Annotated in this window: 23 protein-coding genes; 14 read left to right on the top strand and 9 right to left on the bottom strand. The window is 67.9% G+C overall.

Annotated features, from left to right (window positions below; genetic code table 11):
- Positions 1-153: 153 nt before the first annotated feature.
- Genes dapD through NYR58_RS15620 form a run of 4 tightly spaced genes read left to right on the top strand, consistent with a single transcriptional unit; the run spans position 154 to position 3,215 of the window.
- The gene (gene dapD, locus NYR58_RS15635; RefSeq protein ID WP_261522048.1) at positions 154-1,008 is read left to right on the top strand and encodes a 2,3,4,5-tetrahydropyridine-2,6-dicarboxylate N-succinyltransferase; all 855 of its coding nucleotides are present in this window, start codon (positions 154-156) and stop codon (positions 1,006-1,008) included.
- Between the two features lie 12 nt (positions 1,009-1,020).
- Entirely contained in the window at positions 1,021-1,389 is a 369-nt protein-coding gene (locus NYR58_RS15630) for a DUF805 domain-containing protein (protein ID WP_261522047.1), read from the top strand.
- Positions 1,390-1,440: 51 nt separating this feature from the next.
- Positions 1,441-2,628 carry a succinyl-diaminopimelate desuccinylase gene (gene dapE, locus NYR58_RS15625; RefSeq protein ID WP_261522046.1) on the top strand — a complete coding sequence of 396 codons (1,188 nt, stop codon included), beginning with the start codon at positions 1,441-1,443 and terminating at the stop codon, positions 2,626-2,628.
- Positions 2,628-3,215 (top strand): transporter, encoded by a 588-nt coding sequence (locus NYR58_RS15620; protein WP_261522045.1) that lies wholly within the window; start codon positions 2,628-2,630, stop codon positions 3,213-3,215. The genes dapE and NYR58_RS15620 overlap by 1 nt, the downstream gene beginning before the upstream one ends.
- Before the next feature lie 81 nt (positions 3,216-3,296).
- Here NYR58_RS15620 and truA read toward each other — a convergent pair whose 3' ends face one another.
- The 3 genes from truA to def all read right to left on the bottom strand — a co-directional run bounded on the left by truA (position 3,297) and on the right by def (position 5,710).
- Complete coding sequence (truA, locus tag NYR58_RS15615) at positions 3,297-4,040, bottom strand: tRNA pseudouridine(38-40) synthase TruA (RefSeq protein WP_261522044.1); 744 nt, start codon at positions 4,038-4,040, stop codon at positions 3,297-3,299.
- Between the two features lie 44 nt (positions 4,041-4,084).
- Entirely contained in the window at positions 4,085-5,023 is a 939-nt protein-coding gene (gene fmt / locus NYR58_RS15610; protein ID WP_261522043.1) for a methionyl-tRNA formyltransferase, read from the bottom strand.
- Between the two features lie 153 nt (positions 5,024-5,176).
- A complete protein-coding gene (gene def, locus NYR58_RS15605) occupies positions 5,177-5,710 on the bottom strand; it encodes a peptide deformylase (RefSeq protein ID WP_261522089.1) in 534 nt (177 codons plus the stop codon).
- Between the two features lie 132 nt (positions 5,711-5,842).
- Between def and NYR58_RS15600 the strand changes: the two genes are divergently transcribed.
- Positions 5,843-7,087, top strand: a complete 1,245-nt coding sequence (locus NYR58_RS15600) for a DNA recombination protein RmuC (RefSeq protein ID WP_261522042.1) — start codon at positions 5,843-5,845, stop codon at positions 7,085-7,087.
- 10 nt (positions 7,088-7,097) lie between these two features.
- Here NYR58_RS15600 and hisG read toward each other — a convergent pair whose 3' ends face one another.
- From hisG to NYR58_RS15580, 4 genes are all read right to left on the bottom strand, one after another.
- A complete protein-coding gene (hisG, locus tag NYR58_RS15595; RefSeq protein ID WP_261522041.1) occupies positions 7,098-7,799 on the bottom strand; it encodes an ATP phosphoribosyltransferase in 702 nt (233 codons plus the stop codon).
- The gene (locus NYR58_RS15590) at positions 7,796-8,917 is read right to left on the bottom strand and encodes an ATP phosphoribosyltransferase regulatory subunit (RefSeq protein WP_261522040.1); all 1,122 of its coding nucleotides are present in this window, start codon (positions 8,915-8,917) and stop codon (positions 7,796-7,798) included. The genes hisG and NYR58_RS15590 overlap by 4 nt, the downstream gene beginning before the upstream one ends.
- 61 nt (positions 8,918-8,978) lie before the next feature.
- The gene (gene hisS, locus NYR58_RS15585) at positions 8,979-10,430 is read right to left on the bottom strand and encodes a histidine--tRNA ligase (RefSeq protein WP_261522039.1); all 1,452 of its coding nucleotides are present in this window, start codon (positions 10,428-10,430) and stop codon (positions 8,979-8,981) included.
- A gap of 106 nt (positions 10,431-10,536) precedes the next feature.
- Positions 10,537-12,315 (bottom strand): pilus assembly protein, encoded by a 1,779-nt coding sequence (locus tag NYR58_RS15580; RefSeq protein WP_261522038.1) that lies wholly within the window; start codon positions 12,313-12,315, stop codon positions 10,537-10,539.
- Positions 12,316-12,528: 213 nt separating this feature from the next.
- Between NYR58_RS15580 and NYR58_RS15575 the strand changes: the two genes are divergently transcribed.
- The 4 genes from NYR58_RS15575 (at position 12,529) to NYR58_RS15560 (ending at position 18,384) form a co-directional block, all read left to right on the top strand.
- Positions 12,529-13,389: a TIGR01459 family HAD-type hydrolase gene (locus NYR58_RS15575; RefSeq protein ID WP_378074633.1), complete on the top strand. Its 861-nt coding sequence runs from the start codon at positions 12,529-12,531 to the stop codon at positions 13,387-13,389.
- Positions 13,390-13,391: 2 nt separating this feature from the next.
- Positions 13,392-14,378: a bifunctional riboflavin kinase/FAD synthetase gene (locus NYR58_RS15570; protein ID WP_261522037.1), complete on the top strand. Its 987-nt coding sequence runs from the start codon at positions 13,392-13,394 to the stop codon at positions 14,376-14,378.
- Between the two features lie 250 nt (positions 14,379-14,628).
- The gene (gene ileS, locus NYR58_RS15565; RefSeq protein WP_261522036.1) at positions 14,629-17,565 is read left to right on the top strand and encodes an isoleucine--tRNA ligase; all 2,937 of its coding nucleotides are present in this window, start codon (positions 14,629-14,631) and stop codon (positions 17,563-17,565) included.
- Positions 17,566-17,763: 198 nt separating this feature from the next.
- The gene (locus NYR58_RS15560) at positions 17,764-18,384 is read left to right on the top strand and encodes a hypothetical protein (protein ID WP_261522035.1); all 621 of its coding nucleotides are present in this window, start codon (positions 17,764-17,766) and stop codon (positions 18,382-18,384) included.
- Between the two features lie 8 nt (positions 18,385-18,392).
- Here the strand turns inward: NYR58_RS15560 and NYR58_RS15555 are convergent, their stop codons facing one another.
- Positions 18,393-18,833: a nucleoside deaminase gene (locus tag NYR58_RS15555; protein WP_261522087.1), complete on the bottom strand. Its 441-nt coding sequence runs from the start codon at positions 18,831-18,833 to the stop codon at positions 18,393-18,395.
- A gap of 190 nt (positions 18,834-19,023) precedes the next feature.
- Here NYR58_RS15555 and NYR58_RS15550 point away from each other — a divergent pair, with 190 nt between their 5' ends.
- From NYR58_RS15550 to NYR58_RS15540, 3 genes are all read left to right on the top strand, one after another.
- On the top strand, positions 19,024-20,130 hold the full coding sequence (locus tag NYR58_RS15550) for a pseudouridine synthase (RefSeq protein ID WP_390880970.1): 1,107 nt from the start codon (positions 19,024-19,026) through the stop codon (positions 20,128-20,130).
- Between the two features lie 9 nt (positions 20,131-20,139).
- Positions 20,140-20,694 (top strand): 16S rRNA (guanine(966)-N(2))-methyltransferase RsmD, encoded by a 555-nt coding sequence (rsmD, locus tag NYR58_RS15545; protein WP_261522034.1) that lies wholly within the window; start codon positions 20,140-20,142, stop codon positions 20,692-20,694.
- A gap of 99 nt (positions 20,695-20,793) precedes the next feature.
- Positions 20,794-21,669 (top strand): patatin-like phospholipase family protein, encoded by an 876-nt coding sequence (locus tag NYR58_RS15540; protein ID WP_261522033.1) that lies wholly within the window; start codon positions 20,794-20,796, stop codon positions 21,667-21,669.
- A gap of 146 nt (positions 21,670-21,815) precedes the next feature.
- Here NYR58_RS15540 and NYR58_RS15535 read toward each other — a convergent pair whose 3' ends face one another.
- The gene (locus tag NYR58_RS15535) at positions 21,816-23,624 is read right to left on the bottom strand and encodes a monovalent cation:proton antiporter-2 (CPA2) family protein (protein WP_261522032.1); all 1,809 of its coding nucleotides are present in this window, start codon (positions 23,622-23,624) and stop codon (positions 21,816-21,818) included.
- Between the two features lie 152 nt (positions 23,625-23,776).
- On the opposite strand from NYR58_RS15535, the gene NYR58_RS15530 reads away from it, so the two are divergent.
- On the top strand, positions 23,777-25,117 hold the full coding sequence (locus NYR58_RS15530) for a TldD/PmbA family protein (RefSeq protein ID WP_261522031.1): 1,341 nt from the start codon (positions 23,777-23,779) through the stop codon (positions 25,115-25,117).
- Positions 25,104-25,907 carry a 3'(2'),5'-bisphosphate nucleotidase CysQ gene (locus NYR58_RS15525; RefSeq protein WP_378074632.1) on the top strand — a complete coding sequence of 268 codons (804 nt, stop codon included), beginning with the start codon at positions 25,104-25,106 and terminating at the stop codon, positions 25,905-25,907. Before NYR58_RS15530 ends, NYR58_RS15525 begins: the two co-directional genes overlap by 14 nt.
- Positions 25,908-26,032 lie beyond the last annotated feature (125 nt).

Below are 26,032 nucleotides of genomic sequence, written 5' to 3'. Positions count from 1 at the left end.
TCGTTTCTGTCCCGTCTCTCGCGCGGCCCCTTGCCGCGCACGCCGCGATTGACCCCCTCCGGCGCTTCGCATAGGGTCCGCGCCGGCCCTCTATCGGCCCTTGTTTAACCTAAGGACGCGCTCTTAACAGCCCGTGTAGCGGAGCAACTGTCGATGATGAACCCGGATATCGCCGCGCTGGAAAAGACGGTGGAAAAGGCTTTCGAGGAACGCGACGCCATTTCGGCGGAAACGCGCGGCGAGGTGCGCGAGGCGGTGGAGGAGGCGCTGCGCCTGCTCGACAGCGGCAGGGTGCGCGTCGCCGAGCGCGGCGCGGACGGCACGTGGCATGTCAATCAGTGGCTGAAGAAGGCCGTCCTGCTGTCCTTCCGGCTCAACCCCATGCAGATCGTCAGCGGCGGGCCTGGCGAAGCCGTGTGGTGGGACAAGGTGCCTTCCAAGTTCGACGGCTGGAGCGCCAACGAGTTCGAGCGTGCGGGCTTCCGCGCCGTACCCAACTGCGTGGTGCGCCACTCCGCCTATATCGCGCCGGGCGTGGTGCTCATGCCTTCCTTCGTCAATCTCGGCGCCTATGTGGGCAAGGGCACCATGGTCGACACCTGGGCCACCGTCGGCTCCTGCGCGCAGATCGGCGAGAACGTGCATCTGTCCGGCGGCGTGGGCATCGGCGGCGTGCTGGAGCCCATGCAGGCCGGCCCCACCATCATCGAGGATCACTGCTTCATTGGCGCCCGCTCGGAGGTCGTCGAAGGCTGCATCGTGCGCGAGGGCTCGGTGCTCGGCATGGGTGTCTATATCGGCAAGTCGACCAGAATCGTGGACCGCGCCACCGGCGAGATCTTCTATGGCGAGGTGCCGCCCTATTCGGTGGTGGTGGCGGGCACCATGCCGGGCAAGCCCATGGGCAATGGCGAGCCCGGACCCGGCCTCTATTGCGCCGTCATCGTCAAGCGGGTGGACGAGAAGACGCGCGCCAAGACCTCCATCAACGAGCTTCTGCGCGACTGAGGGGAGGCCGGCGTGAGCGGCGATCAGCTGAGGTGGCTCTTCTTCGGCTTTTCCGGCCGGTTAAGCCGCATGGCCTATTTCCTGGCCGGCCTGCTGCTGGCCGTTTTCCAGGCTTTTGCGCTCTACCGCTTCACCCTGGCCCCGCAGGAAAGCGGCGCCAGCCAGATCTGGGCGGTGCTCTTCTGGGCCATCTTCTTCCTTTCCGTGTGGTCCAATGTGGCGCTGGGGGTCAAGCGGTTGCACGATTTCGGCAAGCCGGGCGTCTTCGCCGTGCTTCTGTTCATCCCGGTCGTGTCGATCCTGGCCTTCCTCGTCTTCTGCTTCTATCCTGGCGACAAGGGCCCCAACGCCTATGGCCAGCGCACCAACGCGCCGCGGTAGGGCGCGCCTTGCCGGATGACATGGGCGCGCGCTTCGACTATCCCTCTGACCATGACACTGCCGAGCGACCCAGTAGCCAATCTTGCCGCCCTCATCCGCTGCCCGTCCGTGACCCCGGCCGATGGCGGCGCGCTCGATGCGCTGCAGGCGATGCTGGCGCCGCTCGGAGCGGTGTGCGAGCAGGTGGCCTTCGCCGAGAAGGGCACCCCGGAGGTGAACAATCTCTACGCCCGGCTGGGCACGGGCCGTCCGCATCTCATGTTCGCAGGCCACACCGATGTCGTGCCGCCGGGAGACGAATCGGCCTGGCGTCACCCGCCCTTCGCCGCCCGCATCGACGGCGGCGAGATGTTCGGCCGCGGTGCGGTGGACATGAAGGGGGGCATTGCCTGCTTCCTCGCCGCGCTGGCGCGCTATGTGGAGCGCAACGGCCCGCCCCCGGGCTCCGTCTCCTTCCTGATCACCGGTGACGAGGAAGGCCCCGCCGTCAACGGCACGGTCAAGCTGCTGGAATGGGCGGCGGCACGCGGCGAGCGCTGGGATGCCGCCATCGTCGGTGAACCCACCTGCCGCGAGACGCTGGGCGACACGCTGAAGATCGGCCGGCGCGGCTCTCTTTCCGGCACGCTGACGGTCATTGGCCGGCAGGGTCACGTGGCCTATCCGCATCTGGCCGACAACCCGGTGCGCGGGCTCCTCACGCTGGCCGAGGCGCTGCTTTCCGTGCCCTTCGATGCGGGCACCGACGATTTTCCGCCCACCAATCTGGAAATCACCTCCATCGACGTCGGCAATCCGGCCGTCAACGTCATCCCGGCGCGCGCCGTCGCCTCCTTCAACCTGCGCTTCAACGAGCTGTGGAGCGTCGAGTCGCTGAAGGCAGAGATCGGCCGCCGGCTCGAACGGGCAAGCCGGGAGGCCCGCCTGCGCCCCGGCCATGCCGCGCCCATCGCCTTCGAGGTCGAATGGCGCGATCGGCCGAGCCCGGTGTTTCTCACCCGAGACCGGCAACTGGTGGGCACGCTGTCGGCCTCGGTCGCCGCGGTGACGGGCAGAAGGCCGGAGCTTTCCACCACCGGCGGCACCTCGGATGCCCGCTTCATCAAGGACTACTGCCCGGTGGTGGAACTCGGCCTCGTGGGGCAGACCATGCACATGGTCGACGAGCGCGTGCCCCTTGCGGCACTGGAGGCGCTGACGCGGATCTATCTGCGGTTTCTCGAGGACTGGTTCGCCTGATGCCGTCGGGACAGGAGATACAGCAATATCTGACCGGCGTGGCGCGCCTCATGCTGGGCCGGCCCGACGGGCTGAAGCTGCTCGACTTTTCCGCCGACGGCTTCTGGAACTCCTTCTTCGCCATCGTCGTTGCGCTGCCGCCGCTGGTCGTCGGCTGGGTGGGTATTGCCAACGAAGTGGCGGGGATGATGGATGTGGCCACCCGCTTCTCGCTGCTCGTGCGCCTCTTCTTCGCCGATATGGGTGCTTGGGTCCTGCCGCTTGTCATGCTGGCGGTGGCGGCCCGGCCGATGGGCATCGCAGATCGTTTCGTGCACTATGTGGTGGCCAGCAACTGGGCCTCGGCGCTGTTCGCCTGGCTCATGCTGCCGCCCGCCCTGCTGCGGCTGTTCCTGCCGCAGGCGATGGATGCCACCATCCTCCTGTCGCTGCTTCTCTTCCTGGTCACCCTGGTGCTGTCCTGGCAGCTCACCGTGGCCGTGATCGCCCGCGGGCCGGCCATGGGCTCGGCGGTCTTCTTCGCCATGCTGGTGGCATCCATCGCCACGCTCTTCGCCCTGCAGGCGCTGCTGGGCCTCACTTTCTAGAGCCTGACCCCCGGAGAACTTGCAGCCAGATGGAATCATCTGGCGTCGCACAAATGCGGCAAAACAAATAGATGGACCGGTCTAGTAGTCCACCCGCACGAGATAAAGCCCGTGTGCCGGTGCGACGGGGCCGCAGGCGGCGCGGTCGCGGGCTTCGAGCGCGGCCGTCACGTTCTCGGCGTCCCACGCGCCTTCGCCCACCTTCTTCAGCGTGCCGACCAGCGAGCGCACCTGATTGTGCAGGAAGGAGCGGGCAGAGGCGCGGATTTCGATCTCATCGCCGCATCGCGTCACGTCCAGTCGGTCGAGCGTCTTGACCGGGCTCTTTGCCTGGCACTGCACGGATCGGAAGGTGGTGAAGTCGTGCCGGCCGGTGAGCCGCTGCGCGGCGGCGTGCATCGCCCCGGCATCGAGCCTTTTTGGCACATGCCAGACCCGGCCGCGCGCAAGCGCCGGCGGCGCCCGGCGGTTGAGGATGCGGTAGAGATAGTGCCTTGCCGTGGCGGAGAAGCGGGCATCGAAATCGTCGGCCACGACCGCTGCCTGCAGGATGGAGACCGTTTCGCCGGCCTGCGCCAGATGCGCGTTCAGCGCGTTGCGCACCGTCTCCGCCTTCCAGTCGCGGGCAAGGTCGAAATGCGCCACCTGGCCCAGTGCGTGCACGCCGGCATCCGTGCGCCCGGCCCCGCGCAGGCTCACCCGCTCGCCGCAGAAGGCGGCGATGGCCGTCTCGATGGCCGCCTGAACGCTGTGCTGACCCGCCTGGCGCTGCCAGCCGGCATAGGCTCCGCCGTCATATTCCACGTCGATGCGAAAGCGCGGCATGGTTCAGCCGGACCTTGCGAAACGGCGGGGTGCAGAACCGGCGCTCATGGCAGGCGCGCCCCCCGGCCGAGCCGCGTGCCGTGCAGGAAGTCCTGTGCGGCCACCGGCTTGCCGCCCGCGCGCTGCACTTCGACGAGGCGCACCGCGCCTTCTCCGCAGGCAACCGCAAGCCCATCGTCCAGGACCTCGCCCGGCGCGCCGCTGCCCGTGGCAAGCGTGGAACGCAACAGCTTCACCCGTTCCAGGCCGTGGCTGGAGATGGGCATCTCGCACCACGCACCGGGGGAGGGGGAGAGACCGCGGATATGGTTGTGCACCGCCTGGGCGGGGCGGCTCCAGTCCACCCGTGTCTCCTCCTTTCCGATCTTCCTGGCATAGGTGGCGCCCTCCGCCGGCTGCGGCTTCAGCGTCAGGCGGCCGGCTTCGAGCTGTGCCATCGCCGCCACCATCAGCCGCGCGCCGACCTGCATGAGCACGTCGTGCAGCGCCCCGGCCGTCATGTCCGGCCCGATGGCCACCCTTTCGGTCATGGCGATGGGGCCCGTGTCCAGCCCCTCGTCCATCTTCATGATCATCATGCCGGTCTCCCGGTCGCCGGCCATGATGGCGCGCTGAATGGGCGCTGCGCCGCGCCAGCGCGGCAGAAGCGAGGCATGGCCGTTATAGGCGCCGAGGCGCGTTCCCTCCAGAACGGCGCGCGGCAGCAGGAGCCCATAGGCGACCACCACCGCGGCATCGGCATGAAGTGCGGCGAAGGCGCGCTGCTCGTCTTCGCCCTTCAGCGACTGCGGGGTGCGCACCGGCAGCCCGGCGGCCTCGGCCGCCTCGTGGACGGGAGAGCGCCTGAGGGAAAGGCCGCGCCGCCCGGCCGGGCGCGGCGGCTGGGTGTAGACGGCGGTAATCTCGTGGCCCGCGTCGCAGAGCGCCGTGAGCGTTGGCACGGAAAATTCCGGCGTTCCCATGAAGACAAGGCGTAGAGGCATCGCACCGTCCGGCATTCGACATGAGAAGCGGGCGCTTCACGCTCCCGCTTCAAAAGGGTTTGCGCGCCGCAGGTCAAGGCCCTCGCCAACGCGCACCGCACCGGCGATGGCCGTGCCGGCCTGCCAGCCCGGGGGCATGGCACATGCGCCGGCTCAGCCCACCATGCGGGCCGGCGGCGGGCGGTCCTTGGCAAGCTTCCTGAAGCGGCGCACCACCATGTCGCGCTTGAGCTTCGACAGGTAGTCGATGAAGAGCACGCCGTTCAGATGGTCGATCTCGTGCTGCAGGCAGGTGGCCAGGATGCCGTCCGCCTCCACCACCTTCTCCTTGCCGTCAAGGCCGATGGCCTTCACCGTCACCCCAGCCGGGCGCTCCACCTCCGCATAGTAGTCGGGGATGGACAGGCAGCCCTCCTCGTGCACGTTCGTCTCCTGCGAACGGGTGAGGATCTCCGGGTTGATGAAGACCTGCGGGTTCTTCGCCTCGTCCTTGTCGGCCACGTCGAGAACCAGCATGCGGATGGGCTCGCCCACCTGGATGGCCGCCAGCCCGATGCCCGGCGCGTCATACATGGTCTCCAGCATGTCGTCGGCCAGCTTGCGCACGGCATCGTCCACACGCTCCACGGGCCTGGAGACCTGGCGCAGCACGGGGTCTGGAAGAATGATGAGCGGGCGGATCGTCATGGCCGTCAGGTAATGGCTGGCGGGAAAGGCGTCAATACGCTTCGTATTGCGCCGCGCGCGCGGTGTGGGAACATGCACTTCGTTCACGTTTTGGTCTTATGGCGGCGAGGCGAATCGTCTAATGTGCCGGCCATGAACGATGCCGCCTCTCTGTTTTCCATGCCTGTCGCTCGTCTCGGCGCGACGGTGTTTTCCCTCGGCCATGTAGCGATTGCCGCCGGCGCGCTGGTGCTGGCGCTGCTTGTGCTTCTCGCCTTCGTCATGTGGCGCGCGGGCAGGGCGCGCGCGGCGGCGCAGGCCGAGGCCGCCCGCCTTGCGCGCGAAGCGGAGGCCCGCATGGCGGAGCTGACGCGCGCGCAGGCCGAGCTTTCCGGGCGCATGGGCACCATTGCCGAGGTCTTCGGCGCCCGCCAGGCCGAGCTCACCAAGGCGCTGTCGGAGCGTCTCGACGGCATGAGCAGCCGCCTGGGCCAGTCGATCAGCGAGCAGACCAGGGCCACGCACGAGAACCTTGCCAGGCTGCAGGAGCGGTTGGCCGTCATCGACACGGCGCAGAACAACATCCAGTCGCTGGCCGGCCAGGTGGTGCAGCTCCAGCAGATCCTGTCCGACAAGCAGACGCGCGGCGCCTTCGGCCAGTCGCGCATGGAGGCGATCATCGCCGACGGCCTGCCGCACGGCGCCTACGAGTTTCAGCCCACCCTTTCCAACGGCAGCCGGCCCGACTGCCTGGTGAAGATGCCCAACGGCGCTCCTTCGCTCGTCATCGACGCCAAGTTTCCGCTGGAGGCATGGAACGCCATCCGCGCGGCGAGCGAGGGCGAGGGCGGTGCGGAGGCACGCCGCACTGCCGAGACCGCCTTTCGCCGCGACGTCGAGGTGCACATCAGGGCGATTTCGGAAAAATATCTCATCAACGGCGAAACGCAGGACACCGCCTTCATGTTCGTGCCCTCCGAATCCATCTTCGCCGAGATTCACGAGAATTTCGAGGCGCTGGTGCAGAAGGCGCATCGCGCCCGCGTCGTCATCGTCTCGCCATCGCTTCTGATGCTGTCCATCCAGGTCATCCAGGCGGTTCTGAAGGATGCCCGCATGCGCGAGCAGGCGCATCTCATCCAGGCCGAGGTGGTGAAGCTGATGCAGGATGTCTGCCGCCTCGACGATCGCGTGCGCAAGCTGCAAAGTCACTTCCAGGCGGCCAGCAAGGATGTCGATCTCATCCTCACCTCCACCGACAAGGTGACGAAACGCGGCGCCAGGATCGAGGCGCTGGAGCTCGGTGGGCCGGAGAGCCGCGAGGCGGACGAGGGCGAAGCAGGCCGCGCCGCCGGGCCTGGCGGCGGCTCGCTGCGCCTGCGAGTGGTGGAGGAATAGGCGCTCGCCCTCAGCCGCCGCCGGCACTCATGGCCGCCGCCATGCGGGCGATCAGCGCCTCATCCTCGGCCGCGCGCTTCCTGCGTGCCACCACCAGGCAGGCTTCGGAGCGCAGGATCACCCCGTCCTCCAGCACCTTCAGATGGTTGGCCTTCAGCGTCGAGCCGGTGGAGGTGATGTCCACGATCACATCCGCCGAGCCCGCCGCCGGCGCGCCTTCCGTGGCGCCGAGGCTCTCCACGATGCGGTAGACCTGAATGCCGTGCTTTTGCGAGAAGAACTGCTGGGTGAGCCGCCAGTACTTCGTGGCGATCCTGAGCCGCCGCCCGTGGCGTTGGCGGAACTCGGCCGCCACGTCGTCGAGGTCGGCCATGGTTGCCACATCGAACCACACCTCCGGCACCGCCACCACCACGTCGGCCCGGCCGAAGCCCAACCGCGCGGCGATTTCGACGCGCGCCTGCCAGTCGGGGATCGTCTCGCGCACCAGATCCTCACCGGTGATGCCGAGGTCGATGCCACCGCGGTCGAGCTCGCGGGCGATCTCGGAGGCCGACAGGAAGGCGATCTCCAGCCCGTCCACGCCATCCACCGCCGCGCGGTAGCGCCGCGCGTCCTCCGGCAGGCGCACCGGAAAGCCCGCCTCCTCCAGCCGGCGCACCGCTTCCTCCTTCAGCCGCCCCTTGGAGGGCAGGGCCAGTGTCACGCTCATGGCCGTCCCTCCCTGAGCGCAGCCACCCGGTCGAGCCAGATGGAGAAACCGACGCCGGGAATTGGCGTGTCGGCGCCGAGCAGCGTCAACAGCCGGTCGTAGCGTCCGCCGCCGGCAAGCGGCGCGGAAAGCCCCTGCGTGGCGATCTCGAAGACAAAGCCGGTATAGTAGTCGAGCGGTCTGCCGAAGCCGGCATCGTAGTGGATGTCGTCAAGCGGCAGGCCGTGCCCGGCGATGCGTTCTGCGCGTGCGGCAAAGCCTTCCAGCGCCTCATCGAGAAACAGGCCGGCCTCGCGCGCGAAGGCGGCAAGCCGCGCCTCCGCCTCGCCGAGCGGCGCGCGGATGGCAAGAAAGCGCTTCAGGGCGCCGAGCGCGTCTTCGGAAAGGCGCACGGAGCGCAGCTCCGCCTTCTCGATCAGCCGCCGGGCGATCTCGGCCGGCTCGCGCCCCGCCGAGGGGGAGAGGCCCGCCGCTTCCATCTCCTGTGCGATGTGGCGGACGAGCGCCTCTTCCTCGCCCTGGGCCACCAGCCGCGCCACCGGGCGCGGCAGGGAGGCGCCGCCCTGCGGGGCGGTGAACTCGGCAGTCGCCGCCTCGATCTTGGCCGGGGCGCCAAAGGCGCGCGCCAGCCGCTTCTGCCAGCCGCGCGGCAGGCCGAGCGCCGAGAGCACGGCCTCGAACACCGCCTGGTCGCCCAGCGTTATGGCAAGCGCGCGGCCGGGAAGCACGCGCGCGAGAATGGCGTGCGCATCGGCCAGCGACCGCGCATCCGCCTGCCAGCGGTCCGCCGCTCCCAGGTCCTCGATGCCGGCCTGGAAGAATTCCGCGCTGCCTTCCCGGTGCTGGCGGAAAACCTCGCCGAGATAGGCATAGCGGCGTGGCGTGGCTGCCCGCCGGGCGATGTGGTCCAGGCAGACGGGAATGGTGAACTCCGGCCGCAGGCACAGGCTGCGGCCCGTCTCGCTCTCGGTCAGGAAGATGCGCCGGCGCAGGTCCTCCCCCGCCATGTCGAGAAAGGGGTCGGCCGGCTGAATGATGTCGATGTCCGTCAGCTCCGCCTCTCGTTCGGCGAAGAGGGCGAGAATGTCGCCGGCAAAGGCGGGATAGCGCGTGCTCATGGGCGCGCGGCTCCCAGAAGGCGCCCGGCGGCGGCAAGGGGGGGCGGGGAGGGGGCAGCCGTCACCCTTCCCGCTCCCGCTTCTGGGCCTCCAACACGCGCCCGACCGCTGCCACCAGCTCGCCTTCCGGCACGGAAAACTGCGCCGGCCGGGCCCCGCGCCAGGTCGCATTGTCCTCGATCTGCTCGGAAAGGCGCTTGCCTTCCTCAAGGTCCTTGATCTGCACCTCGCCCTTCGCCCGCTCGTCCCCACCCTGGATCACCACGCAGGGGCTGCCGCGCCGGTCGGCATATTTCATCTGCGCCTTCATGCCGCCGCCGCCCAGATACATCTCGGCGCGGATGCCGGCCTGTCGCAGCGCGGAGACCATGCGCTGGTAGCGGCCGAGGCTTTCCGCATCCTTGTCCATGACCAGCACGACGACGGGCGCCACGGCCTCCGCCGCATCCAGCTTGCCGAGATTCTTGAGCGCCGTCATGAGGCGGGAGACGCCGATGGAAAAGCCCGTGGCCGGCACCGGCTCGCCGCGGAAGCGCGAGACGAGCCCGTCATAGCGCCCGCCGCCGCCGACGGACCCGAACTGCACGGTCTCGCCCTTCTCGTTGGTGACCGGAAAGGTGAGCTCCGCCTCGAAGACGGGGCCGGTGTAGTACTCCAGTCCGCGCACGACGGAGGGGTCGATCTTCACACGCCGTTCGTCATAGCCGCAGGCGGCACACAACGCTCTGATCTGGTTCAGTTCCTCGACGCCTTCATTGGCTTCGATCTCGCCGGTCTCGACATAGGCGAGCACCTTGGCAATGGCGCTTTCGTTCAGCTCCGCACCCTTCGTGAAGTCGCCGCTCTCGTCGAGGCGGCCCTTGCCAAGCAGCAGCGCCACCCCCTCCGGCCCGAACTTGTCCAGCTTGTCGATCGCCCTCAGCACGGTCAGCCTGCGCCCGGCATTTTCCTCGCCGCCAAGGCCGATGGCCTCCAGAACGCCATCGAGCACCTTCCGGTTGTTCACGCGGATGACGTAGTCCCCGCGCTTGATCCCCAGCGCCTCCATCACATCCGCCATCATCATGCACATCTCGGCATCCGCTGCCACGGAAGGCGCGCCCACCGTATCGGCGTCCACCTGCATGAACTGGCGGAAGCGCCCCGGTCCCGGCTTCTCGTTGCGGAACACCCAACCTGCGCGGTAGCTGCGGAAGGGCTTGGGCAGGCGCTCGAAATTTTCCGCCACGAAGCGGGCGAGGGGTGCGGTGAGGTCGTAGCGCAGCGAGAGCCACTGCTCGTCGTCGTCCTGGAAGGAGAAGACCCCCTCGTTGGGCCGGTCCTGGTCCGGCAGGAACTTGCCCAGCGCGTCCGTATATTCGATGATCGGCGTCTCCACAGGGTCGAAGCCATAGCGCTCGTAGACGGCGCGGATCTTGCCCACCATCTCCTCCACGGCGCGAATGTCTTCGCTGAAGCGGTCGACAAGCCCGCGCGGAAGCCGTGCCTTCACCTTGTCCGCCTTGCCAGCCATGCCCTGTTCCATCCGTGAGAAGACAAGAAAACCGCGCCCGAAAGCGGGCGCGGCTGTCCTAGCCGATAAGGCGGGGAGCGGCAAGGCCGCGCCCGCCGGCAAGCGCTCAGCTCACGAAACGCAGGTTGGAAAGCTCGTCGGCGATCTCGCGGAATTTCTCCGAGAGGTCGGCGCCCGTGGCGTTCCAGAACAGCTTGGCCGGCTTGCCGTTCTCGTCCTTGCGGAAGCGGGATTCGGAGGCGCAGGCGCGCAGCGCCTCGATCTGCTCGCGCTCCGCCTTCTTCGAGCTGCTGAGATCCAGCGCCACGGTCATGACCATGATCTTGCCCTTCTTGGCATTGTCGCAGAGCTGGGCGAACTGCTCGTTCATCGCCTCGGTGTAGTTGCTGTTGGAATAGTTGTTCGGGTTGACCGAACTGTTCTCGAAGATGCGCCCGTTCCGCGCGTAGCCGTAGTTGGAGTAGATCGACATGTTACCGGCATAGTCTGTCGCGCCGAGCGAGCCGGGCGTGTAGTAGGTGTTGGCGCCGTCCGTCAGAACGATGACCACCTTGTCGTTGCCCTTCTGGTTGTCGGGGCGGCCTTCGGTGAAGGGCGGCCGGCCGGACACCACCCGCCAGCCCCAGGCAAGCCCTTCGGGCACGTTGGTGGCGCCGTTGGCCACCATGCCGTCGATGGCGTTCTTGATGGCCTTCAGCCCGTTGCCCTGCGTCACGTCGGTCAGCGGCGTGATCGGCTTGGTGGTGCAGCTCAGGTTGGGGCCCTTGCCGGCGGGCACGGAGGGGTTGCGAACCGCCTTGAAGTATTTCGGCATGTATTCCTGCCGTTGGCGTGCATTGCCGCCCGTCTGGTCCGCCCACCAGTCGTTGTAGGCGCCGCGCCAGCCGCCCGGCACGTCCGACTCGTCGGGCGCGAACATGGGCACGAAGAGGGATTCGGGCTCGTTCCTGTCGGGCACGGAGTCGTCGAGGGCGTGGATGCCGGGCCGCATTTCCACACAGCCCCCCCAATAGGCCAGATGTGCCGAACGCGTCACCTTGCGCAGTTCCTCGAACAGGGTGAAGCGCGTCACCTTCTCGCCCTCTTCGTCCTGCCATTGCCGCCCCTGCTTGCGGTAGACGTCACCCACCTTCACGACGCGCTTCTGGCCGTTGGCCAGCTTGCTCATCGTGTCCCAGTCGAAGTTTTCGTGATGGATCGGGGAGATGCCGTCCATGTCGAGCCAGGACGCGCCCTCGTGTTGCGGCCCCACATTCACCGAGGCGGCAAAGGGCACGAGCCCGAACTGCACCGGCTTGGCCACCTGCTTCATGTTGGCGCCCTGCGCCGAGAGCGTATCGACCAGCTCTTTGGCGGCGGCCTTCAGCAGGTCGATGCGCCTTTTGCCGGAGCCCGCGCCCCACTGGTTCATGGAGCCCGAATTGTCGAGCACCAGCGCCACCTCCAGCGTGTTCTTGAGGCGCACCTCGTTGCTGGCGTTCAGGCGGAAGGTGGTATCGGCGCTGTCCTCGCCGCGCAGCGCCTGAAAGACGGGATAGAAGATCGGCTCGTATTTGAGGTCGGCGCTCATCTTGATCGTGGTGCCGCTGGGCGTCTCCTCGGGGAAGACGATGTGGAGCGTCGTGTCCTCCGGCCGCACCGGCCCCAGATTGGCGGCAAAGAAGTCGTTGGCATAGGCCGTCAGCTCGGCCTTGCTGCCGCCTTCCAGATAGCGCCATGCCGTGGCGATGTTGGTGGCGTCCAGCGCGTTGAGCGTTGCCTGGCGGTGGCGGCTCATCTGCGTATAGTCCACCGCCAGCGCCACCGCGCCCAGGATCGGCACCATCGCCAGCGCCATCAGCGTGGCATAGTTGCCCCGCTCGTCTTTCAGAAATGTTCTCAGCATCGGTTTGCCCACCCTGCCTTGAGAAATATAGGCGAGAATGCGGGCAACAGGCTGAACGAAATCCTTAACGGCGGCGGCAATCGGCGCGGCTGGTTCACGGCGGGTTAATGGGTTTGGCGGCATTTTCCGAAAGCGGGTGACACATCCCTCGGCATGGGCTAATCCCTGCGCGGTTTTCCGCGTTCCCTGCGATCCGACATCAAGGGAGAATCCATGGCACAGCCGCCGCCGATGATCGACCGTCTCGATGCGCTCGCCGCCCCCTATCAGCTCATCCTGTGCGATGTGTGGGGCGTGGTGCACAACGGCGTTGCCGCCTTTCCGCCGGCCGTGGAGGCGCTTTCGCGCATGCGCGCCGCCGGCAAGGCGGTGGTGCTTGTCACCAACGCGCCGCGTCCGCACCCGCCGGTGGAGGCGCAGCTTCGCCATCTCGGTGTGCCGGACACGGCCTGGGACCGCGTCATCACCTCCGGCGATGTGACGCGGGAGCTCATCCGCAACGCCCCGCGCCGGCTCTTCCACATCGGCCCGGATCGCGACATGGCGCTCTATGACGGGCTCGACGTGGAACTGGTCGAGGAGTTCGAGGCTGCCGGCGTCGTCTGCACCGGGCTTCATGACGACGAGACCGAGACGCCGGAGGACTATGCGGAGCTTCTCCAGCGCCTGCGCGCGCGCGACCTGCCCATGATCTGCGCCAATCCCGACATCGTGGTGGAGCGCGGCGACCGGTTCATCTACTGCGCCGGCGCGCTGGCGCGCGACTATGGCCTTTTGGGCGGGCGCACGCTGATCGCCGGCAAGCCGCACCGCCCGATCTACGAGGCGGCGCTTGCCGCCGGCGGCGAGATTCTCGGCCGGCCGGCCGGTCCCGCCGAAGCGCTGGCCATCGGCGACGGCATCCTGACGGACGTGAAGGGAGCGTCCGGCATGGGAATCGACGTGCTCTACGTGGCGCAGGGAATCCACGCCGGGGAGTATGCCCGCAACGGCCGGTCGGACCCCGAACGGCTCGCCGCCTTTCTGGAAAAGCACGGCCATCGCCCGGTGGCCGCCATCGAGCGGCTGGCCTAGCCATGGCGAAGGCGTTCCAGCGCTGCGCCGGGGCGGACACCTTGCCCGCCGCGCTTGCCGGCGGTGTGGTGGCGATCGGCAATTTCGATGGCGTGCACCGCGGCCATCAGGCGGTGCTTTCGCACGCGCTGGAGGTCGCCGGCGGGCGCATTCCCGCCCTGGTGCTCACCTTCGAGCCGCATCCGCGCAGCGTCTTCCGGCCCGACATACCGCTCTTCCGCCTGACGCCCCCGCCGGTGAAGGCGCGCATGCTCTCCGCTTTTGGTTTCGACGCGGTGGTGGAGCAGCCCTTCACCCGCGCCTTCGCCCAGCTCTCGCCCGAGCGCTTCGTGGCCGAGGTGCTGGTGGACGGGCTGCGTGCGGCCCATGTCGTGACCGGCTTCGATTTCCACTACGGCAAGGACCGTGGCGGCACGCCCGGCACGCTCGCCGAGGCCGGCCGGCGCCACGGCTTCGCCGTCAGCGTGGTCGACGCCTTTTCCGACGAGGGCGGCGAGGTGGTCTCCTCCAGCCGCATCCGCGCCCTTCTCCGCACGGGCCAGGTGGCCGAGGCGGCGGGTCTGCTCGGCTATCGCTACACGGTCGAGGCGACGGTGGAGGAGGGCAAGAAGCTCGGCCGCCAGCTCGGCTTTCCGACCGCCAACATGGCGCTTCCGGCCGACACCGCGCTGGCTCACGGCATCTATGCCGTGCGCTTCCGCCGCGCCGACGGCACGCTGTACGACGGCGTGGCAAGCTTCGGCCGCCGCCCGACGGTGGACGAGGACGGCGCGCCGCTGCTCGAGACCTACCTGTTCGATTTCGAAGGCGACCTCTATGGCGAGACCTGCGCCGTCTCCTTCTTCGGCCATCTGCGTGGCGAGGAAAAGTTCGACGGGCTCGACGCGCTCGTCGCCCGCATGAGGCGCGACGAGGAGGAGGCGCGGGCGCTGCTTTCCGGCGTCAAGCCGTTGTCGGCGCTGGATCTGGAGTTGACCTTCCAGCCATAGGCCGCGACGGCCGATGCGCCGCACCGTGCCCAATTGCCTCTTTATTCTCGCGCCCACCTCCGCTAAAAGCCCGCTCATGATGACAAGCGCCGGTCTGGCACCGTTTGCCATACGAATTATTGGCCCGGCCTTGCCCGCGGCCTGAGGGGTTGCGGCAAGGGCCGGGAGCACGCGCGTTCTGGCGCCAATTCCGTTTTCGATACTGGCATTTCCGAAGCTTTCACGCTTCGGCACTCCCCATGGCGAGACAATGACCGACACCTCCGAAAAGCTGGACTACTCCAAGACCCTCTACCTGCCGCAGACGGATTTTCCCATGCGCGCCGGCCTGCCCAGGAAGGAGCCGGAGCTTGCCGCCCGCTGGCGGGAGATGGGCCTCTACAGGCGCCTGCGCGAGGCGTCGAAGGGCCGGCCCCGCTTCGTGCTCCACGACGGCCCGCCCTACGCCAATGGCAACATCCATATCGGCCACGCGCTCAACAAGGTCTTGAAGGACGTCATCACCCGCTCCTTCCAGATGCGCGGCTTCGATTCCAACTACGTGCCGGGCTGGGACTGTCACGGCCTGCCCATCGAATGGAAGATCGAGGAGGAGAACTACCGCGCCAGGGGCAGGGAGAAGCCCGACCTCTCCGAACCGGCGGCGATGATCGAGTTCCGCCGCGAATGCCGCGCCTATGCCGAGCACTGGATCGCCGTGCAGACGGAGGAGTTCCAGCGCCTCGGCATCGTCGGCGACTTCGACAACCCGTATCTGACCATGGCCTATCACGCCGAGGCGCGCATTGCCGGCGAGCTTCTGAAATTCGCCATGTCCGGCCAGCTCTATCGCGGCTCGAAGCCGGTGATGTGGTCGGTGGTGGAGCGCACGGCGCTCGCCGAGGCGGAGGTGGAATATCACGAGCACGAGAGCGACACGGTCTGGGTGAAGTTTCCGGTCCTGGAAGGCACACCGGACCTTGAGGGGGCGCATGTCGTCATCTGGACGACCACGCCCTGGACCATCCCCGGCAACCGCGCCATCTCCTTCTCGCCGCGCATTGCCTATGGCCTCTATGAGGTGACGCAGGCCGAGAACGACTATGGCCCGCGGCCGGGCGAAAAGCTGGTCTTCGCGGACGCGCTGGCCGAGGAATCCTTCGCGAAGGCCAAACTGCAGTTCAAGCGCCTGCGCGATGTAACGGCGGACGAGCTTTCCGCCACCACCTGCGCCCACCCCCTGAAGGGCCTGGGCGGCGGCTATAATTTCCTCGTTCCTCTCCTTCCCGGCGATCACGTGACCGACGAGGCCGGCACCGGCTTCGTGCACACCGCGCCCGGCCACGGCCGGGAGGACTTCGACGTCTGGATGGAGGCGCGGGCCGCGCTGGAGGCCCGCGGCATCGACACCGCCATTCCCTTCACCGTGGATGATGCCGGCTTCTTCACCAAGGATGCCCCGGGCTTCGGCCCCGACCGGGAGGGCGGCCCGGCGCGCGTCATCGACGACAAGGGCAGGAAGGGCGATGCCAACAAGGCGGTCATCGGGGCGCTCATCGAAAGGGACATGCTCTTTGCGCGCGGCCGGCTGAAGCACCAGTACCCCCATTCCTGGCGCTCCAAGAAGCCGGTCATCTTCCGCAACACGCCGCAATGGTTCATCGCCATGGACAGGGACCTCGGCGACGGCACCACGCTGCGCACCCGCGCCCTGAAGGCCATCGACGAGACGCGCTTCGTGCCGGCCAGCGGCCAGACGCGGCTCCGCTCCATGATCGAGGAGCGGCCGGACTGGGTGCTTTCGCGCCAACGCGCCTGGGGCGTTCCGATCTGCGTCTTCGTCGACGAGGATGGCAACGTTCTGAAGGACAAGGCCGTCAACGCCCGCATTCTCGAAGCCTTCGAGACGGAGGGGGCGGACGCCTGGTTCGCCGAGGGCGCCAAGGAACGCTTTCTGGGCGGCGATCATGATCCGGCCAGGTGGCAGCAGGTCATGGACATCCTCGACGTGTGGTTCGATTCCGGCTCCACCCACAGCTTCACGCTGGAGGACCGGCCGGACCTCAAATGGCCGGCGGATGTCTATCTGGAGGGTTCGGACCAGCACCGCGGCTGGTTCCACTCCTCGTTGCTCGAGTCCTGCGGCACGCGGGGCAGGGCGCCCTTCGAGACGGTCATCACCCATGGCTTCACCATGGACGAGGAAGGCCGCAAGATGTCCAAGTCGCTGGGCAACACGGTCGTCCCCCAGGACGTGATGGAGAAATCCGGCGCCGACATCCTGCGCTTGTGGGTCGTCACCACCGACTACTGGGAAGACCAGCGGTTGGGGCAGAACATCCTGCAGACCAACATCGACGCCTATCGCAAGCTCAGGAACACCATCCGCTGGATGCTGGGCACACTGGCCCATGACGAGGGCGAGGAGGTGGCGCACGCGGACATGCCGGAGCTCGAACGCCTCATGCTGCATCGGCTGGCCGAGCTCGACCGGCTGGTGCGCAAGGGCTACGACAATTTCGACTTCAAGCGCATTATGCGCGCCCTTCTCGACTTCATGGTGGTGGAGCTTTCGGCCTTCTATTTCGACGTGCGAAAGGACGCGCTCTACTGCGATGCGCCGTCGAGCACGCGGCGCAAGGCGGCGATCCAGGTGGTGCGCAAGCTCTTCGACTGCCTCGTCACCTGGATGGCGCCGATGCTGCCCTTCACCATGGAGGAGGCGTGGCTGGCGCGCTATCCGCAGGCGGAATCAGTGCATCTGGAGCAGTTCCCGGAGGTGCCGGGCGAATGGCTGGACGAGGCGCTGGCACGCAAGTGGCGCCAGATCCGCCAGGTGCGCCGCGTCGTCACCGGCGCGCTGGAGGTGGAACGGCGCAACAAGACCATCGGCTCCTCGCTGGAGGCGGCGCCCATCGTCTACATCGCCGATCCGGCGCTGCGGGAGGCGGTCGCCGGCCACGACATGGCGATGGCGGACATCTGCATCACCAGCGGTATCGAAATCCGCGACGAGACTCCGCCCGCCGGCGCCTTCACGCTGGAGGACGTGAAGGACGTGGCGGTGGTCTTCGAGCGCGCGCGCGGCCGCAAATGCGCCCGCTCCTGGCGCTACACCGAGGATGTCGGCTCCGACCCGGAGTTTCCCGAGGTCTCGGCGCGCGATGCCGCGGCGCTGCGCGAACTGCGGGCTCTGGGCAGGCTTTGACGGCCTCCTGAGCGCGGGCGTTGCATCGCCGCGTCCTGTCCGCTAAAAGGCCGGCAGGAACGGACGCCATCATCTCGTCGGATTTTCGGGCGAGAAGGTGGCGTTTTGGGGCCGCCGACGGGCCAGCCCGAGGCGTTAGGAGATTTGAACGTGACCCATCCTGGCGGAAACGCGCGCAATGGCGGCGGAAGATGGCGCATGGCGGCAGCCGGCGCCGGGCTCGCCGTCTCGGCCATGCTTATTTCCGCCTGTTCCGGCACCACCTACGGCACCGGCGTCACCAGCGAGGAGCAGCTCGTGCGCGACCTGACCGGCGCCCTGTCGCTGGCGCCGGAGAAGAAGGAGCCGATCGAGTATTCGCCGCGTCCGGGCATCGTCAAGCCGCCGTCCACGGAGGTTCTGCCGCCGCCTCAGGAAAGCGTGGCCACGCCTGAAAACCCGGCTTGGCCGGAATCGCCGGAAGAGAGGCTGGCGCGCGTGCGCGCCGAGGCGACGGCCAATCAGGACAATCCGTTGTACCGGCCCAACATCATCCGCGACCTCGACAACGACAAGCCGCGTCCGCAGGCCTTGTCGGTCGATTCCCGCACGCGCGAGGAGCAGCGGCAGGAATTCCTGCGCCGCCGCCAGCTCGCCACCCAGGGAGACCCCACCCGCCGGCGCTATCTCAGCGATCCGCCGACCGAGTATCGCCAGCCGGCCGAGTCGGCCCCCGTGGGCGAGCTGGGCGAGGACGAGTGGAAGAAGGAACGCGCCGCCAAGCGCGCTGCCGCCAAGGAGAGCGGTGGTCTGCGCAGGCTCATTCCCTGGCTGAACTGAGCGCCTTTTCAGCCGTTCTCGGCGCGCCGCTGCGCAAAGAACGCCTTCAGCAGGGCCGCCGCCTCCCGCTCTCCCATGCCCTCATAGACCTCTGGCGCGTGATGGCAGGTGGGCTGGGTGAAGAAGCGGCCGCCATGCACCACGCCGCCGCCTTTCTCGTCCCCCGCCGCGAAGTAGAGCCGGCGGATGCGGGCGAAGGAGATGGCGCCGGCGCACATCGCGCAGGGCTCCAGGGTGACGTAGAGATCCGCCCCGACAAGCCGTCCGTCCCCCGTCTCCCGGCAGGCCGCGCGGATGGCCAGCATTTCGGCGTGGGCGGTGGGGTCGGCAAGCGCGCGCATCCGGTTTCCCGCCCGTGCCAGCACCACGCCGTCGCGCACCACCACCGCTCCCACCGGCACCTCGCCGCGCGCCGCCGCCGCGCGCGCCTCATCCAGCGCGATGTCCATGAAGGCGGGATAGTTGCTGTTGCGTGGGCCGTCCAATCTTTTCGCTCGCAAGCTCTTTGGCGAATTGATACCTAGCGCGGAGCGCGCGCCTTGCTTCGCGCTTCCGCCCCATCGGTTTGTTTCTGCCGCATTTGTGCGGCGGCAAGTCGTTCCCCTTGCCCGCAAAATGCTGTAGCGGTCGAAGAAGACGATGACCACCATGAAGAACAGAAAAACAATCGGAAAGAACGCAGCAAGCGCCGACGGGCACGCCGGGGGCGAGCGCATCGCCCGGCGTCTGGCGCGTGCCGGTCTTGCCTCGCGCCGCGAGGCCGAGGCCATGGTCGCTGCGGGCCGCGTGAAGGTCAATGGCCGCACGCTGAAGACGCCCGCCTTCAACGTGCGGCCTTCCGACCGCATCGAGGTGGACGGCGCGCCCATTCCGCAGGTCGAGCGCACGCGTCTGTTCCTGTTGCACAAGCCGGCCGGTGTCGTCACCACCAGCCGCGACCCGGAAGGGCGCAGAACCGTGTTCGACATCCTGCCCGAGGGGCTGCCCAGGCTCGTCACGGTCGGCCGCCTCGACATCAACACCGAGGGGCTTCTGCTGCTCACCAATGATGGTGGGCTGGCGCGCATTCTCGAGCTGCCTTCCACCGGTTGGCTGCGGCGCTATCGCGTGCGCGTCCACGGTGCGGTCGATCCCGTGGCCCTGGCGCAGCTGGAGCACGGCATCGCCGTCGACGGCGTCTTCTACGGCGCCATCGAGGCAACGCTCGACCGCAAGCAGGGCTCCAACGCCTGGCTCACCCTTGGCCTGCGCGAGGGCAAGAACCGCGAGGTGAAAAAGGTGCTGGGGGCGCTGGGGCTCGAGGTGACGCGCCTTATCCGCGTCTCCTACGGCCCCTTTCAGCTCGGCGACCTGCCGGAGGGCGCGGTGCAGGAAATCAAGGGCCGCACCCTGCGCGATCAGCTCGGCCCGCGGCTGATCGCCGAGGCCGGCGCCAATTTCGAAGCGCCCATCGTGCACCCCTTTTCCAAGAAGCCGGTGAAGGCGGCGCGCAAGCCGGCGGCCGAGCCCGCCAGGGAGACGGCGAAAAAGAAGAAGAGCCCGCAGGACCACCGCGAGGAAATGCGCGCCCGTCTCGACACCAGACCGCCGGCCCGGCCCGCGCGCCGCAGCCGCGCCGCCAATGTGTGGATGGCGCCCGGCGCCCGCCCCTCTGCGCCTGGCAAGACGCGGGAAAAGCCGCAGGATGACAGCAAGCCCGCCAGGCCGCAGACAGGCAAGCGCCCGCGCGGGCGCGGCAAGCGGTAGGAGCGGGCGGTGCGCGTCGTCGGCGGAAGCCTGCGGGGCAGGCGGCTTGCCGCGCCACGCTCGCAGGCCGTGCGGCCCACCACGGACCGGGCGCGCGAGGCGCTGTTCAACATCCTGGAGCACGCCTATCCCGGCAGCCTGCAGGGCGCGCGCGTGCTCGACCTGTTTGCCGGCAGCGGCGCGCTGGGCATCGAGGCATTGTCGCGCGGCGCCCAATACTGTCTGTTCGTGGAGACGGCCGCTGCTGCCCGCGCCCTCATTCGCGAGAATGTGGAAGCGCTCGGCCTTGTCGGTGCCACGCGCATCTTCCGCCGCGATGCCACGCATCTCGGTCCGGTCGGTACCATGGCTCCATTCTCCCTCGTGCTTGCCGATCCGCCTTACGGGCGTGGCCTGGGGGAAGGCGCCATTGCCTCGGCCCTTGCCGGCGGGTGGCTTGCACCGGACGCGCTGATTGTCGTGGAGGAGGCGGCCGCCACGCCGTTCGAGCCTCCGGCCGGCATCCGCCTGCATGAGCGCCGTGCCTATTCCGCTACCACGCTTGCCTTCTGCGGCCTGGATTAGCGCCACGCCGTGCCCGCGCATGCGGGCGCTGGAGCGCCGTGGCCAAACGTGCTAGCCGGTTGCCATCGCGCAGCGCGCGGACATTGATTGCGAGGTCCCATGGAAAAGAAGACATCGCCCAGCGCGCGGCAACGGGAAGGCCGCGATGTTCCCACCTTCGCCATCGCCTTTGGCGGCGGTGGTGCGCGCGGGCTTGCCCACATCCATGTGATCGAGGCGATGGACGAGCTGGGCATCCGGCCTGTGGCGATTTCCGGCTCCTCGATCGGCGCCCTGATCGGTGCCGGCATGGCCGCCGGTATGACGGGGCAGGAGATCCGCGAACACGCGCGCGCCGTGCTTGCCAGCCGGGCCGAGGTGGCCGCCCGTCTCTGGCGCGCCCGCCCGGCCAGCTTTCAGGAGATCGTCGAGGGCAGCCTGCGCTTCGGCCAGTTCGATGCCGAGCGCATCATCAAGGCGTTCATGCCTCCCGGAATGCCTTCCACCTTCGAGGGGCTGAAGATTCCGCTTCTCGTGACGGCGACCGACTACTACGGCCATCGGCTTGCCGTCTTCGACAAGGGAGAGCTGCGTTCCGCCCTTGCCGCCTCGGCGGCCCTGCCTGCCGTCTTCCGTCCGGTTCAGCGCGACGGCATGACGCTGATCGACGGCGGCATCTACAATCCCGTGCCCTTCGACATTCTGGAGGGCAGGGCGGATGTGCTGATCGCCGTCGATGTCGTGGGCGCCCCCACCGTGCGTTCGGCAAGGACGCCCGGCGCCATCGAACTGATGTTTGGCGCCACCCAACTCATGATGCAGTCGATCATTGCCATGAAGATGCAGAAGAAGCGCCCCGACATCCTCCTGCGGCCGGCCGTCGAGCGGTTCCGCGTGCTCGACTTCCTCAAGATCGAGGCCATCATGACCGAAACCGCTTCCATCAAGGATGAGCTGAAGCGGGCGGTGGAAGCGAGGATGGTGAATGGCGAGTAGTGAATGGCAAATGGTGAATAGTGAATGGTAGACGATATGGTATTGAAAAAATCTGATTGCACAGAATAAAAACATCTGCTTCACTATTCACTATTCACTATTCACTATTCACTATTCACTATTCACTATTCACTATTCACTATTCACTATTCACTATTCACTGCTTCTCCTTGCCATCCCCCCACCTGGCGCCCTTCCCGCGCCGGCTTGATCAGGGGTTCGGGTGTCACCGGGCGCACGTGCAGGCGGTCGAGGCCGGCCGACATGCCTTCCACGGCCTGGATTGCCAGCCGCTCCTCGTCGCGGCGGCGCACGTCGTCGCGGATGGCGCGCGCCATGTCCTCGCTGGTGCCCAGCGCCTCCAGCGATTTCTGGCCGAACAGCAGTGCCGATTCCACGGTCTCGCGGATCTCGTAGTCGACATTGCGTGCCCTGAGCGACAATGCGTGCGCCCGGTCGTAGGAGCGCACATAGAGCTTCACATGCGGAAATTCCGCGCGGATGAGGTCGACGATGGCGTCGGTGACGGCGCGCTGGTTGGTGCACACGGCCACCACCTTGGCGCGCCGGATGCCGGCGGCCTCCAGAACTTCCTTGCGCCGCCCGTCTCCGAAATAGATGCGGAAGCCGAACTTCGCCACCGCCTGCACGCGTGCGGCCGAATGGTCGATGATGGTGGCGTCCCGGCCACCGGCCAGCAGGATCTGCGCCGCGATCTGGCCGAAGCGGGAGAAGCCGACCATCAGCACATCGGCCCCCGCGCCGGCGAAGTCCTCGTCCATCTCCGGCGCCTTCTCCTCCCGCACAAGCAGCGAGCCGAGCATCACCGAGAGCGGCGTGACCGCCATGGACAGCGTGACCACCGCCGTCATCAGCGAGGCGACGGCGGGCGAGAAGATGAATGCCCCGGCGGCGGCGGTGAACAGGACGAAGCCGAACTCGCCGCCCTGCGGCAGCAGCGCCGCAACGCGCAGCGCATCGTTGTGGGTGCTGCCGAAGATCCGGCACAGCCAATAGAGAAGCACCGCCTTGACCGTCATCAGCACCGGAACGGCAAGCAGGATGAGAAGCCAGTTGTCGATCACCACGTCCAGATTCAGCGACAGGCCGACCGCCATGAAGAACAGCCCCAGCAGGATGCCGCGGAAGGGCTCGATGTCGGCTTCAAGCTCATGGCGGAAGGAAGAATCGGCCAGAAGCACGCCGGCGATGAAAGCACCGAGCGCCATGGAAAGGCCGGCCACCTGCATGAGTGTGGCCGAACCCAGAACCACCAGCAGCGCGGCGGCGATCATCGCCTCGCGTGCCCCGGTGCTGGCGATCACTCGGAACAGCGGATTGATGAGATAGCGTCCGGCGATCACCAGGGCTGCCACGCAGGCCAGCGCCACGGAGAAGCGGATGGGGCCGATGGCCTGCGCTCCCTCGCCACCGGGGGAAAGCAGTGGCACGAGCGCCAGAAGCGGCGCAATCGCAATGTCCTGGAACAGCAGGATGGAAAAGGCGGTCTGGCCGTGATGCTGGTTGAGCGCGCCCTGTGTTTCCATCGTCTGCACCGCAAAGGCGGTGGAGGAGAGGGCAAGGCCGAAGCCGATGACGATAGCGGCCGGAAAGGAGAAACCGAAGGCCGCGTGGGCGATGAGCGCCAGCACCGGCCCCGTCACCGCAACCTGTGCGAACCCCAGCCCGAAGATGTCGCGCCGCATCGCCCACAGGCGCGACGGGTTGAGCTCCAGCCCGATGATGAACAGCAGGAAGACGACGCCGAGCTCGGCCACGTGGAGAAGCGCCTCGCCGTCGGAGATCAGCCGCGCCACCGGCCCGATCACCACCCCGGCCGCCAGATAGCCCAGAATGGTGCCGAGTCCGAGGCGCTTGAACAGCGGCGCGGCCAGCACCGCGGCCACCAGAAGCAGCAGCGGTTCGAAATAGATGTCCTTGAGCGCGTCTTCCATGTTCTCCTTCCTGCCTCGGCCTTGCGGCCCTGTGCCATTGCGTCGCCCTGTTTGCGACCATAAATGGTTGCGGCAGCCGTGTCTTGCCGGCATTTCTCCCGCTATACCGGGGAGGGAGAATTTCCTTCCCGTCAACCGATGACAGGCCTCTCATGAGCATCACATCCGATCAAGCTCTTCTCGACCGCGTCGCCGCCCTTGTGGAGGCGGCAAGGCGCGCCGGCGCCGATGCTGCCGATGCGGTGGTGCTGCGCTCCCGCTCGCGCAGCGTCGCGGTGCGGCTCGGCAAGGTCGAGGGCACCGAATCGGCCGAAAGCGACGACATGTCCCTGCGCGTCTTCGTCGGCCGCCGGGTGGCCAGCGTCTCGGCCACGGCCGCCTCCGATCCGCGGGATCTGGCAAGCCGCGCCGTCGCCATGGCCAGGGTCTCGCCCGAGGATCCCTTTCAGGGCCTTGCCGAGCCCGAGCGGCTGGCCCGCGAGTTTGCCGATCTTGATCTGGTCGATATGACGGAGATTTCCGCCGAGCGGCTGAAGGAGGATGCGCTGGCCGCCGAGGAGGCGGCCCTCTCGGTGCCCGGTGTCACCAACTCCTCTGGCGCCGGGGCCAGTGCTGGCTCCGGCGGCCTGGTGCTCGCCACCTCGCACGGCTTCGTCGGCCAGTACGCGGCCACACGCTTCTCGCGCTCCGTCAGCGTGCTGGCAGGCGAAGGCACGGCCATGGAGCGCGACTACGACTTTTCCTCGCGGCTGCATTACGGCGATCTCGATTCCCCGGAAAAGATCGGCCGCACGGCGGGGGAGCGCGCCGTCAGGAGGCTGGGCGCGCGCAAGGTGAAGACCGGGATCTTCCCCGTCGTCTACGATCCGCGCGTGGCGCGCGGCATCGCCGGCCATATCGCCGCCGCCATCAATGGCGCCGCCGTGGCGCGCAAGACCAGCTTCCTGCGCGACAGGATGGGCCGGCAGGTTGCCGCCGCTTCCGTCACCGTGACCGACAATCCACAGATCCGGCGCGGTCAGGCCTCGCGCCCCTTCGATGGCGAGGGTGTGGCGGGCGCGCCGCTGGTGCCGGTGGAAAGGGGGGTGTTGACGAGCTGGCTCCTGTCCAGCTCCGTCGCCAGAGAGCTGGGGCTTGAGACCAACGGGCGCGGCGTGCGTGCCGCCTCGTCGGTCAATCCCGCTTCCACCAACTTCGCCATCGAGCCCGGGGAGGATACGCCCCAGGCGCTCATCGCCGGCATCAGGAGCGGCTTCTACGTCACGGAGGTCTTCGGCCAGGGCGTCAACCTCGTCACCGGCGAGTACAGCCGCGGGGCGGCCGGCTTCTGGATCGAGAACGGCGAATGCGCCTATCCCGTCTCCGAAGTGACCATCGCCTCCAATCTGAAGGACATGTTCATGCGCATGACCCCCGCCAGTGACCTCGACCGCAATTTCGGCACCGCCGCGCCCACCCTGCTCGTGGAAGGAATGACGGTTGCCGGTGAGTGAGCCGATGCTCCGGGATGCGCGGGAGGAGCTGGCCCTGATCGCCGAGGCGGCGCGCGAGGCGGGTCGCCTTGCCATGCGCCATTTCCGCCGTGACCCTCAGGTCTGGTGGAAGGAGGGCCGTTCGCCGGTCAGCAAGGCCGATCTGGAGGTGGATCAATTCCTGCGCCGCGTGCTGACAGAGGCACGCCCCGGCTATGGCTGGCTTTCGGAGGAGACGGCGGACGACAAGGCCCGGCTCGCCGCGCCCCGCACCTTCGTGGTCGATCCCATCGACGGCACCCGCGCCTTTCTTGCCGGGCGCGAGGTCTGGTGTGTCAGCGTCGCCGTGGTGGAGGACGGCAGGGCCATTGCCGGCGTGCTCGACTGCCCGGCCGAGGGGGTGTGCTTCACCGCAGCGCGTGGCGCGGGCGCGCGGCGCAACGGCACCCCCATCGCGGTGAGAAACGAGGGGGCAGAGCTCGTGCTTGCCGGGCCCAAGGCCATGCTGGCCGGCCTTCCTGAAGAGATCCGCACCCGCGTCAGCCTGCACCCCTATGTGCCGTCGCTCGCCTGCCGCATCGCCATGGTGGCCGAGGGCAGGCTGGACGCCACCTTCATCAAGCCCGCCGCGCACGATTGGGACCTGGCCGCTGCCGACATCATCCTGGCGGAGGCCGGCGGCAGCATCCTTGATGCCGCCGGCCGGCGCCCGCGCTATGCCGGCCCGGATCCGCGTCTCGGCGCCCTTGCGGCCGGCAGCGGTCGGCTCGTGGGCGTCATGGCCGAGGCACTGGCCGGCCCGGCGCCTTGAGGCTGTTGCCGGGAGGCAGAACCCGGAAACCGTCTCTCGCGGCGCCGTGCGGAGCCATCTCTTCGCCACAACCCGCCTTTACCGCTCGCGCGCCGCGGTTTCCATGCGGGGTTGCCTGCCGCCCC

It is taken from the genome of Chelativorans intermedius (genome assembly GCF_025398255.1).
Taxonomy (GTDB): domain Bacteria; phylum Pseudomonadota; class Alphaproteobacteria; order Rhizobiales; family Rhizobiaceae; genus Chelativorans; species Chelativorans intermedius.
This window is presented reverse-complemented; position numbering and strand designations above follow the sequence as displayed.

Excerpts from the sequence above, each read along its gene's own strand:
- dapE (WP_261522046.1), top strand. The coding sequence starts at position 1,441 with ATGACACTGCCGAGCGACCCAGTAGCCAATCTTGCCGCCCTCATCCGC.
- hisS (WP_261522039.1), bottom strand. The coding sequence starts at position 10,430 with ATGGCTGGCAAGGCGGACAAGGTGAAGGCACGGCTTCCGCGCGGGCTT.
- ileS (WP_261522036.1), top strand. The coding sequence starts at position 14,629 with ATGACCGACACCTCCGAAAAGCTGGACTACTCCAAGACCCTCTACCTG.
- NYR58_RS15600 (WP_261522042.1), top strand. The coding sequence starts at position 5,843 with ATGAACGATGCCGCCTCTCTGTTTTCCATGCCTGTCGCTCGTCTCGGC.
- hisG (WP_261522041.1), bottom strand. The coding sequence starts at position 7,799 with ATGAGCGTGACACTGGCCCTGCCCTCCAAGGGGCGGCTGAAGGAGGAA.
- dapD (WP_261522048.1), top strand. The coding sequence starts at position 154 with ATGATGAACCCGGATATCGCCGCGCTGGAAAAGACGGTGGAAAAGGCT.
- NYR58_RS15590 (WP_261522040.1), bottom strand. The coding sequence starts at position 8,917 with ATGAGCACGCGCTATCCCGCCTTTGCCGGCGACATTCTCGCCCTCTTC.
- NYR58_RS15550 (WP_390880970.1), top strand. The coding sequence starts at position 19,024 with ATGACCACCATGAAGAACAGAAAAACAATCGGAAAGAACGCAGCAAGC.
- NYR58_RS15575 (WP_378074633.1), top strand. The coding sequence starts at position 12,529 with ATGGCACAGCCGCCGCCGATGATCGACCGTCTCGATGCGCTCGCCGCC.
- NYR58_RS15620 (WP_261522045.1), top strand. The coding sequence starts at position 2,628 with ATGCCGTCGGGACAGGAGATACAGCAATATCTGACCGGCGTGGCGCGC.
- NYR58_RS15540 (WP_261522033.1), top strand. The coding sequence starts at position 20,794 with ATGGAAAAGAAGACATCGCCCAGCGCGCGGCAACGGGAAGGCCGCGAT.
- NYR58_RS15555 (WP_261522087.1), bottom strand. The coding sequence starts at position 18,833 with ATGGACATCGCGCTGGATGAGGCGCGCGCGGCGGCGGCGCGCGGCGAG.
- NYR58_RS15535 (WP_261522032.1), bottom strand. The coding sequence starts at position 23,624 with ATGGAAGACGCGCTCAAGGACATCTATTTCGAACCGCTGCTGCTTCTG.
- NYR58_RS15570 (WP_261522037.1), top strand. The coding sequence starts at position 13,392 with ATGGCGAAGGCGTTCCAGCGCTGCGCCGGGGCGGACACCTTGCCCGCC.
- def (WP_261522089.1), bottom strand. The coding sequence starts at position 5,710 with ATGACGATCCGCCCGCTCATCATTCTTCCAGACCCCGTGCTGCGCCAG.
- NYR58_RS15580 (WP_261522038.1), bottom strand. The coding sequence starts at position 12,315 with ATGCTGAGAACATTTCTGAAAGACGAGCGGGGCAACTATGCCACGCTG.
- NYR58_RS15530 (WP_261522031.1), top strand. The coding sequence starts at position 23,777 with ATGAGCATCACATCCGATCAAGCTCTTCTCGACCGCGTCGCCGCCCTT.
- fmt (WP_261522043.1), bottom strand. The coding sequence starts at position 5,023 with ATGCCTCTACGCCTTGTCTTCATGGGAACGCCGGAATTTTCCGTGCCA.
- NYR58_RS15560 (WP_261522035.1), top strand. The coding sequence starts at position 17,764 with ATGGCGGCAGCCGGCGCCGGGCTCGCCGTCTCGGCCATGCTTATTTCC.
- truA (WP_261522044.1), bottom strand. The coding sequence starts at position 4,040 with ATGCCGCGCTTTCGCATCGACGTGGAATATGACGGCGGAGCCTATGCC.